The 8,830-nt window shown below is 70.6% G+C and carries 9 protein-coding genes and 1 pseudogene; 4 read left to right on the top strand and 6 right to left on the bottom strand.

The window, feature by feature from the left end; genetic code table 11:
- Window positions 1-443 precede the first annotated feature (443 nt).
- The 3 genes and pseudogenes from CCN29_RS27030 to CCN29_RS27025 form a co-directional block, all read left to right on the top strand.
- A pseudogene (locus CCN29_RS27030) lies at window positions 444-1,048 on the top strand (dienelactone hydrolase family protein); the annotation flags it as partial.
- Between the two features lie 21 nt (window positions 1,049-1,069).
- Window positions 1,070-1,279, top strand: a complete 210-nt coding sequence (locus CCN29_RS36270) for an SbtR family transcriptional regulator (protein ID WP_442538505.1) — start codon at window positions 1,070-1,072, stop codon at window positions 1,277-1,279.
- Between the two features lie 113 nt (window positions 1,280-1,392).
- Window positions 1,393-2,355, top strand: a complete 963-nt coding sequence (locus CCN29_RS27025; RefSeq protein ID WP_031061516.1) for a quinone oxidoreductase family protein — start codon at window positions 1,393-1,395, stop codon at window positions 2,353-2,355.
- Window positions 2,356-2,438: 83 nt separating this feature from the next.
- On the opposite strand, the gene CCN29_RS27020 is transcribed toward CCN29_RS27025, so the two are convergent.
- From CCN29_RS27020 to CCN29_RS27010, 3 genes are all read right to left on the bottom strand, one after another.
- The gene (locus CCN29_RS27020) at window positions 2,439-2,900 is read right to left on the bottom strand and encodes a nuclear transport factor 2 family protein (RefSeq protein ID WP_006132226.1); all 462 of its coding nucleotides are present in this window, start codon (window positions 2,898-2,900) and stop codon (window positions 2,439-2,441) included.
- 192 nt (window positions 2,901-3,092) lie between these two features.
- Window positions 3,093-3,857 carry an SDR family NAD(P)-dependent oxidoreductase gene (locus tag CCN29_RS27015; protein WP_006132227.1) on the bottom strand — a complete coding sequence of 255 codons (765 nt, stop codon included), beginning with the start codon at window positions 3,855-3,857 and terminating at the stop codon, window positions 3,093-3,095.
- A gap of 188 nt (window positions 3,858-4,045) precedes the next feature.
- Entirely contained in the window at window positions 4,046-4,699 is a 654-nt protein-coding gene (locus CCN29_RS27010) for a TetR/AcrR family transcriptional regulator (protein WP_086685162.1), read from the bottom strand.
- Window positions 4,700-4,767: 68 nt separating this feature from the next.
- On the opposite strand from CCN29_RS27010, the gene CCN29_RS27005 reads away from it, so the two are divergent.
- Window positions 4,768-5,670, top strand: coding sequence for an SDR family NAD(P)-dependent oxidoreductase (locus CCN29_RS27005; RefSeq protein ID WP_086685159.1), 903 nt, complete (start codon window positions 4,768-4,770; stop codon window positions 5,668-5,670).
- A 390-nt stretch (window positions 5,671-6,060) separates the two neighbouring features.
- On the opposite strand, the gene CCN29_RS27000 is transcribed toward CCN29_RS27005, so the two are convergent.
- The 3 genes from CCN29_RS27000 to CCN29_RS26985 form a co-directional block, all read right to left on the bottom strand.
- The gene (locus CCN29_RS27000) at window positions 6,061-6,822 is read right to left on the bottom strand and encodes an isocitrate lyase/PEP mutase family protein (RefSeq protein ID WP_086685156.1); all 762 of its coding nucleotides are present in this window, start codon (window positions 6,820-6,822) and stop codon (window positions 6,061-6,063) included.
- A 645-nt stretch (window positions 6,823-7,467) separates the two neighbouring features.
- A complete protein-coding gene (locus tag CCN29_RS26990; RefSeq protein WP_442538504.1) occupies window positions 7,468-8,169 on the bottom strand; it encodes an N-acyl homoserine lactonase family protein in 702 nt (233 codons plus the stop codon).
- 97 nt (window positions 8,170-8,266) lie between these two features.
- On the bottom strand, window positions 8,267-8,830 hold a 564-nt coding region (locus CCN29_RS26985), incomplete at its 5' end, for a TetR/AcrR family transcriptional regulator (protein ID WP_107481737.1).

Below are 8,830 nucleotides of genomic sequence, written 5' to 3'. Positions count from 1 at the left end.
CTCGCGGCCCTGCTCCGCGAGAGCGACGGCGTCGAAGGTGAGTACGGGTCAGGGATCGTCTGGTCCGCGGACAGGATCGCCTCGGAGAATCTCCTGTTGCGCACGGACGCGGACCTCGCGGCCCTGTACATGCCCTTCGACCCCCTGCTCTTCTTCGCCGACGCCGGGNNCGCGCTCGTACCCGGCGTCGGACGGCCCGACGTGTTCCTGTGGGATCACGAGACCGACAGCCGCACATGGGTGGCACCGCGCCTCGCCACCTACCTCGAATGGCGGCAGACGGGGCACATCGAGCTGTAGCGAGGCGAGCGCCCCTGCGCCTCCGGCAGCCGAGCGTTCCGCCCTGCTTCTGTCCTGCTGTTCTGTCCCGCTGTTCTGTCCTGCCGTTCTGCCGACGGATAAGCAGTCGCCCACCGTGTTCGGCCGTCGCTACCGTCGGTCGCATGACGACGGTCACCACGCGCACGGTCGAGTACCCCGCCGACGGTCTGACGATGGTCGGACACCTTGCGCTCCCCGCCGGCGCCGGCCGCCGGCCGGGGGCCTGATCGGCCCCGAGGGGCCGGGGCTGAACGACGTCCAGCCCCGCCGGGCCGACACCCTCGCCGAACTGGGTTACGTGGCACTGGCCTTCGACCTCCACGGCGGACGCTGGTTCACCGACCCCGAGGAGATGCTGGCGCGCTGCCTCCCGCTGCTCGCCGACCCCGACCGGCTGCGGGAGATCGGCCACGCGGCACTCGACGTGCTGCGCGCCGAGCCACGGACCGACCCCGACAGGATCGCCGCCATCGGCTACGGCACCGGGGGCGCCGTCGTGCTGGAACTGGGGCGCGCCGACGTCGACCTGCGAGCGATCGGCACGGTCAACGCGCTGACCACGGGCCGGCCGGGCGAGGCGGTGCGCATCCGCTGTCCCGTGTGGGCCGGGGTCGGATCGGAGGACCCGATCATGCCCGCCGGGCAACGGGACGCCTTCGCCGCCGAGATGCAGGCCGCGGGCGTCGACTGGCGCCTCGTGATCTACGGCGGAGCCCTGCACGCCTTCCAACTCAATCGCGACTCGGAGATGTTCCGCGCCTCGCGGGTCGCGATGTACGAGGCCGGCGAGCCGCTCTTCACTCGGGCCCAGGAGGCGGGCGAGGCCCGCCGTGACGCCTCCTTCGACGACGTCCTGCGCATGATCACCGGCATCATCGCCACCGGCTACGTCAGCGACGAGCAGCGCGGCCGGGTCCTCCGTTTCGCCCTGGACGGCATCCGGACCGGCAAGGACTGAGGACTGAGGACTGACCTCCAGCGGTTCTCACCGGATCGACGCGGCCGTCATTCTATACTGACCGTTCGAGATAGAATCGAGCGCGCACACGTTCCAGGAAAGGAAGCTGCACCATGAAGGCTGTAGGAGTGTTCCGGTACGGCGGTCCCGAGGTTCTCGAGGTTGTCGACCTGCCGGTACCCGAGGTCGGTCCCGGCCAGGTCCGCATCCGGGTCCACGCGGCGGCGGTGAACCCGTCGGACGTCCTGCTGCGCACCGGCTTCACCGACCCTATGCTCGCCGGGCGCCTGACTCCCCCGTACCGGCCCGGCATGGATGCCGCCGGCGTCGTGGACGCCATCGCTCCCGACGCGGCCACCGACCTCCGGGTGGGTGACCGCGTGATGGCGATCGTCATCCCCATCGATCCCTCCGGAGGCGCCTACGCCGAGTACGTCGTCGTCGACGCACGTCAGGTCGTACGCGCACCCGCCGGAACGACGCATGCCGAGGCTGCCACCCTTCCGATGAACGGCCTGACCGCACGCCGTGCCCTCGACGTGCTGGGCCTGGCTCCCGGCGCGTGGCTCGCTGTCACCGGCGCCGCCGGCGCCCTGGGCGGGTACACCGTGCAACTCGCCAAGGCGGACGGGCTGACCGTGGTGGCGGACGCGGCGCCCGCCGACGAGGAACTGGTCCGGTCCCTGGGCGCGGACAAGGTGGTCCGTCGTGGCCCGGACGTGGCCGACCGCATCCGCGAGATCGCCCCCGAGGGGGTCGAGGCGGTGGTGGACGCCGCCGTGATGGGACCCCAGGTTTTGGGCGCCGTCCGCCCCGGCGGGCAGCTCGCCCTGGCGCGCAGCATCGGGGAACCCGGCACGGTTCCCCTCGGTGACACGGGGGACGTAATCGTACGGAACGTCTTCGTGCCGGAGTACCGCCACGCGCACGACAAGCTCGACGCCCTGCGCGTGCTCGCCGAGGAGGGGCGGATCACGTTGCGCGTCGCGGATGAATATCCGGCGGAACGCGCAGCCGACGCGCATCGCCGTTTCGAGGCGGGTGGCGTGCGCGGCAGGCTCGTTCTGACGTTCTGACGTTTCGAATTCTGCCTTCACGAGGGCCGGGAGCTTGTTGTGCCGCGTCGACGAGAACTCCCGGCTCGGCGCCGTCCCGCCGGTCAGGCGCCGGGGTCCCAGTTCTCGAGCGGATCCATGCGGAAACGGGTCAGTTCCGCCGAGTCGATGAGCCACCGGCCGTCCACCTTGCGGTAGGTCTCCCGGTACTGCCCGTACCCGTTGTGCCCCTCCGGGGCATTCTCACCGGCAGGAAAAGTCAGCAGATCTTCCATCGCCCAGGTTCCCGATGCGGTGTCGGGGCCGGTCATCTCGATCTCGGGCATGTGACCGTGATGCACCGATGGCGCGGCACCCGTCAGATCCCGGATGGTGTACGCGAATTCCTGCGGCGACTTCCATACGATCCCGTCGGTCACGACCTTCGCGTCGGGCGTGAAGAGTGCGGCGAGTTCGTCGTGCTTCTTCTCGTCCACGAAACGGAAGTAGCGCGCTTTCAGTTGCTTGATGTTTTCGATCGCCTCGAGTGCGTCGAGCCGCCGCCGTATCTCGTCGAGATCACTCATGATCTCGCCTCCTCGACTGTGCAGCACCCCGTGCGCGCCGGACCGTCATGGATCGACGCGAGTGCATATCCGGAAAAATTAGCACGGGGAACCTGATGCGACCTGCTGACCCGGTACTGCCAAAGCGGTCGCGCCCTCGATCACTCGTGATCGAGGGCGCGACCGAATGTCACGGGCCGGCCGGCAGCGCGATCAGTAGCCCGCGGTCAGCGCGCCGTCGATCGCCAGGGCGGCACCGCTGATGAACCGGCTCTCGTCGCTCAGCAAGAAGGCGGTGAAGGCGGCTATCTCGCCGACGTCGGCCGAGCGCCCCGTCGGCTGCTGGCTGAGGATGCTGTTCGCGGCTTCCGGGTTGCTCGCCGTGAAGCCTTGCCAGAGCGGCGTGTTGACCAGGCCCGTGAGGAGGGCGTTGACCCTGACGCCGTCCTTCGCCGCGTCCAGCGCGGTCGAACGGGTCAGCCCCACGACACCGTGCTTGGCGGCCGAGTAGGCGACGGCCGACGGGTCACCCGCCGCACCCACCACCGAGGCATTGTTGACGATGGAGCCTCCGCCGCTGGCGATGATGGCCGGAATTTCGTGCTTGAGGCTGTAGAAAACGCTCGTCAGGTTCAGGGAGACCACGCTCTCCCAGAAGGAGGCGTCCATCTCGCGGATCGACCCCTGGCTGTTTCCACCTCCGGCGTTGTTGAACGCACCGTGCAGGGCGCCGAACTCGCTGACGGCGAAGTCCACGAGGCGCGCGACGTCCTCCTCGCGCGTCACGTCCGTGGGAACGAAGGCGGCCTTGCCGCCGTCCGCGGAAATCTCTGCCACGACCGCTTCACCGCGCGCCTTGTCCCGCGCCCCGATGACCACGGTCGCCCCCTCTCCGGCGAGTCGCCTCACCGCGGCCTCGCCCATTCCGGAGGTGCCCCCGGTGACGATGACGACCTTTGACTGCAGGCGGCTGGACATACGTGCTCCATTTCTGCCCGGGGTGACACGGCCACCGCTCCGGGGGAAGTTCGCTATCGATGGGCGAGCGCCCTGAACAGGCCGGAGGGTCCTCTCCTGAGCCCGCCTCTTTACCGTACCGTATCAGGAACGAATGGTCAGTATTTAAAATTCCCACCCCTGGGCGCCCACCCGTCGGTGCGGCGCGGTCAGGCGGTCGTTCCCGCGAGGAACGCGGTGAGTATGCGGCGCAGGCGGGGCTCCACCTCGACGACGGCGTGACCGAGCCGGGGGTCGGTCACGTACAGCTCGCGGATGCGTGGGCCGGGGCTGGCCATCTGCCACAGGGCGCCGGCCATACCGGTGGCGGTGGAGATCAGGTCGAGGGCCTGCTGTTCGTCGAGACCCAGGAGGCGGTCGACCTCGGCGCCGATGAGGGCGACCTCGTGGAGGGTGACGAGCTTGAAGTCGCGTACGGCTTCGAGTGAGACGTTGCGTTCGAGGTTGAGCGGGGCCTGGGCGAGAAGGTCGCAGAAGACGGGGCGCGCGGCCAGGGTCGCGGCGAAGGCATCCGCGACAGCGGCGGAATCGGCCGCGTCCCGCGCTTGCAGGAGGGCGCGGAGCGCGGCGGACCATTCGCGCCAGCCTTGCGCGGTGAGTTCGAGGAAGATCCGCTCCCTCGTCTCGAAGTAGCGCAGCAGCGCGGACTTGTGCATGCCCACCTGGGCGGCGATGTCGGTGAGGGTGACGTCGCGGATGCCGCGTTCCCGCCCGAGTGTGCGGGCCGCCTCCAGGATCGCCGCTTCGCGTACTTGCTTGGCTTCCGCGCTGCGGGCCCGCTGAAAGGAGGCTGGCTGTGTCATGGAGCCATCATAGGAACACGTAACGCAACGCTGTTGCTTTATTTGGAGAACGGTGTTTCCCTAACGGTATGAGTGAAAGTGCAGACAATGCGCGCGGCGCGCAGCAGCGGGTCTGGTTCGTCACCGGCTCCTCCCGCGGGCTCGGGCGCGCCCTGATCACCGCCGTTCTCGACGCGGGTGACATCGTCGTCGCCACCGCCCGCCGCCCCGAGGCGCTCGCCGAGGAGCTGAAGGAGTACGGGGACCGGGTGCTCGCCCTGCCGCTGGACGTCACGAGCGCGGAGGCGGCCCGCACGGCCGTCGACGCCGCGGTCGACCGTTTCGGTCGCCTCGACGTCGTCGTGAACAACGCCGGGTACGCGAACGTGTCGCCGGTCGAGACCGCGGAGGACGAGGACTTCCGCGCCCAGTTCGAGACGAACTTCTGGGGTGTGTACCACGTGACCAAGGCGGCACTGCCGGTGCTGCGCCGGCAGGGCTCGGGGACGGTGGTGCAGATCTCCTCCGTCGGCGGGCGGGTCGGCGGCTCCCCGGGCATCGCCTCGTACCAGGCGGCGAAGTTCGCCGTCGACGGGTTCACCCGGTCGCTGGCGGCGGAGACCGCGCCGCTCGGCGTGCGGTTCATGGTCGTCGAGCCGAGCGGCTTCGCCACCGACTGGGCCGGCTCCTCCATGACCGTCCACCCCGTGCCCGACGCCTACGACGCCACTGTGGGCGCCATGAACCGCCGGGTGCGGCAGGGCACCGCCGGCAGCGCGGGCGACCCGGAGCGCGCCGCGGAGATCATCGTGCGCACGGTGCGGCGCGGCGAGATGCCGAGTCATCTGCTGCTCGGGGTGAACGCGGTGACGCTCGCGCTCGACTACTCCCGCCGTCAGCTGGAGGAGGCGGAAGCGTGGGAGGCGGTGAGCCGTTCGGCCGACTTCGCGGAGCCCTACCCCGTCGAGCTTCCGCCGCTGACGGGGCAGTGACCCTCGCTCCGGCCCGGCGGGCGACGCCGTCAACTCCCTGACCATGCATCCGGGTTGAACCGGGTGCGGCGTGTCGTCGTTTCTCCGGGCTCGGCGCGACCCTTCTTGTCACCGCATCGGCGGGTGCCGGTGCCCACCGCGGGTCGGGCCGGTGTCGCGAGCCGTGGGTGTCAGGGGGCGGATGAGAGTACGGACCGGGCGGCGCCGGGTCGGCACCAGCCTGGTGGTGCAGCGGGGCCGCGAAGGTCACGACGGCCTCGGCATGCGCGACCTGATGGAGCGCGTCGTCCGTGGCGAGCCAGCTCGCCCGGCGCGGCACGCGTCGCCACCCGCGCTGAACGCGCGAGTGGCGGCAGGGCCACGCCAGGGGTTCGGCGGCCGGTCAGCTCGTCAGGGCGTCCACGGCTTGAGCATGTCCTTCACCGTGTCCGTCAGCGCCCGTTGCAGCAGGGGGCCGTTGCTGATCCGGCCCACGCCGAGACGGCGGAAGCGGTCGAGGTCGTGTCTGACGGGGTGGGCCGTCGAGTTGACGGGGACGGTGATCGCGCCGGTCACGGCGGCGAGCAGCTCGTCGTCGTCCTGGATGCCCACGGGATAGACGCTGTCGGCGCCGGCCTCCACCAGGGCACGCAGCCGCCCGATCGCCTCGTCGAGGACGGCGGAGGCGTCCTGCGCGTGCATGAAGAGGTCGGTGCGCCCGTTCACCCAGACCGGGACCCCCGCGTCGTCGGCCGCCGCGCGCAGGCCGGCGACGTAACTCGCGTGCTCCTCCGTGCTGCGTACGCGGCCGCCCTCGGAGTGGACGGTGTCCTCGATGTTGAGACCGACGCCGCCGACCTCGATCAGTCCGGCGATGAGATCCGCCGGCTTCTGCCCGTACCCGGCCTCCAGGTCCACGGACACCGGGACGTCGACCGCCGCGATGATCGGCCTGACGGCGGCGAGAACCTCCTCGAAGCTTTGCCCCTCCTGGTCGCCGGCGCCCCGGGAGTCGGCGAGGGGGTGGCTGCCGATGGTGAGGGCGAGGAAGCTGGCGTCGACGGCTGTCCGTGCGGACCACGCGTCCCAGACGGTCGGCAGGACGAGCGGCTTGTGCTGGGCGTGCAACTGCGCGAGGCGTTGAGCGCGCTCAACGGTGGTGTGAGAAGCCATGCTTGGGACGCTACCCGGTGAATGCCGTCCGGGTGCGGCTTCCTGGCCGTCTCGGGTCGTCGGGTCGCCGAGGCGTCGGGCCGCCCGGGGCGCCGGAACGTCGGGGCGTCGGACAGCGTGGGCTGGCATGATGACCCTCATGACCTCGTACCGAAAGGCCGATGCCGCGTAGACGGCCCGGCGCGCTACGCGCTGAACAGTCTCCCCGTGTCCCGTGGAGCGTCCCCCCACCCCGGATCCACGGCCTCTCGTCGCGCACCGGCGTGGCGATAGACCGGGTGGAAAGACTCTCGGACGACTACTACCTCTACCCCGGCGCCACCGACCGTGCGCTGCGGCGATACGCCGCGTTCCTGCGACCACCCGGCCGGCGCCCCCTGTATCCGCAGGAGACGGGGTGTTCATGCCGTGGCTGTTCCTTCGAGGACGTCCGACACGCCCGCGATGTACTGGAAGAGGTCTTGCGGCGGTTGCCGCCCCGGCCGCAGGGCGAGCTCAGGGACCGAGTGCGTGCTCTGGACGTCGGGTATGCCGGGCGCACGCTGCCGGACCGCTTCACGGTGCGTCGCCCGTGGCGTCCTGACCGATGGTGGTGGCGCCGCCTGGCCGACGGTCCGGAAGGGCGGTGAGGAGTTCGCGGCCCGGTCAGGGGTTCATGGTCCGTGGTGGTTCCCAGACCGAGCAGTCGTGGGCGAAGAGCACGCGGCGGGGGTCGAAGTCCGCGAGTCGGTCCAGCCAGCGCCGGTACGGCGGCAGGGGCTGTTCCACACCGTCGAGTGCCGCGCGGCGGGCCAGGTGCTCGGACGCGAAGTGGGAGGCGAAGTCGTGCGCCTGGCCTGCGAGGACCATCGTGCCGTCGTCCTGACGGAGGACCAGCGACTGATGGCCCTCCGTGTGGCCGGGCGTCGGGATGATCCGGACCCCCGGCCAGATCTCGGTCTCGCCCACGATGACTTCGTAGGTCGCGCCGGGGAAGTCGACCAGTTCATCGAAGGTGTGGTCGCCTCCGCGGGCGGCCGCCAGTTCGGCCTCCTGGACGAAGACGGGTCTGCCGCCCAGGAGGGGGTTGCCGCCGCAGTGGTCGAAGTGCAGATGGCAGTTCACCACCACGGAGATGTCGTCGAGGCCGACTCCGGCCGCCGACAGTGCCTCCTGCAACGCGCGGCGGCGTGGCCGGTAGTGCGCCTCGGTCTCGGGGTCCGCGTCGCCGATGCCGGTGTCGAAGAGGATCAGTCCGTTGCCGTGTCGTACGAGGTAGGCGAGGACGGGTTCGGCCCGTGGCTGTGAGCTGCCCGTCTCCGACGCCGGCCGGATGAAGTACCCGAGATCGAGTCGACGTACCGCCATGTCTGCCATGCGGTCACGCTCCGGCAGCTCACCGTCCGCCGTCCAGTCGGTCTGCCGACAGCAGAACCAGAACCGGGCCGGGGAGCCGGCGCGGGAGTCACAGTCCGGGGTGGGGTGCCGTGAGGTAGTGCTGGACGGTCGGTGCCAGCCAGGCCGTGATCTCCTCCGGGTGCAGGTGCGCGGCGGGCGGGAAGCGCAGGACGTAGCGGGTGAGGGCGAGCCCCAGGAGCTGCGAGGACACCAGTGCGGCACGTGTCGGGGCCTGTTCGGGGTCGGGGCACACCCGGCGGGCCAACGGGAGCAGCTGGTCGCTGAAGATGCCCCGCATGCGCTCGGCGCCGGCGTCGTTGGTCACGCCGACCCTCAGGAGCGCGGTGAGCACCTCGTTCTCCTCCCACTGGGTGAGGAAGTGCGTCACCAGTGCGCGGCCGGCCTCGTCGCGGGTCAGTGAGGCGGGGTCCGGCAGCTTCAGGTCGATGGCGACGGCCGCCGCGAACAGGCCCTCCTTGTTGCCGTAGTAGCGCATGACCATCGAGGGGTCGATCTTCGCCCGGTGGGCGATGGCGCGGATGGTGGCGCGGTCGTACCCGTCGGCGGCGAACCGCTCGCGGGCCGCCTCGAGGATGGCCCGGCGGGTGGCGTCGGAGCGGGGGGCGGGGGT

Source organism: Streptomyces pseudogriseolus (genome assembly GCA_002154585.1).
GTDB lineage: Bacteria > Actinomycetota > Actinomycetes > Streptomycetales > Streptomycetaceae > Streptomyces > Streptomyces pseudogriseolus.
The sequence above is the reverse complement of the archived record's forward strand: the minus strand, read 5'-3'. Positions and strand labels throughout refer to the sequence as shown.

Coding starts and splice junctions, on each gene's coding strand:
- CCN29_RS26990 (WP_442538504.1), bottom strand. CDS start 8,169: ATGGCGGTACGTCGACTCGATCTCGGGTACTTCATCCGGCCGGCGTCG.
- CCN29_RS27010 (WP_086685162.1), bottom strand. CDS start 4,699: ATGACACAGCCAGCCTCCTTTCAGCGGGCCCGCAGCGCGGAAGCCAAG.
- CCN29_RS27025 (WP_031061516.1), top strand. CDS start 1,393: ATGAAGGCTGTAGGAGTGTTCCGGTACGGCGGTCCCGAGGTTCTCGAG.
- CCN29_RS27000 (WP_086685156.1), bottom strand. CDS start 6,822: ATGGCTTCTCACACCACCGTTGAGCGCGCTCAACGCCTCGCGCAGTTG.
- CCN29_RS27005 (WP_086685159.1), top strand. CDS start 4,768: ATGAGTGAAAGTGCAGACAATGCGCGCGGCGCGCAGCAGCGGGTCTGG.
- CCN29_RS27015 (WP_006132227.1), bottom strand. CDS start 3,857: ATGTCCAGCCGCCTGCAGTCAAAGGTCGTCATCGTCACCGGGGGCACC.
- CCN29_RS27020 (WP_006132226.1), bottom strand. CDS start 2,900: ATGAGTGATCTCGACGAGATACGGCGGCGGCTCGACGCACTCGAGGCG.
- CCN29_RS36270 (WP_442538505.1), top strand. CDS start 1,070: ATGTTCCGCGCCTCGCGGGTCGCGATGTACGAGGCCGGCGAGCCGCTC.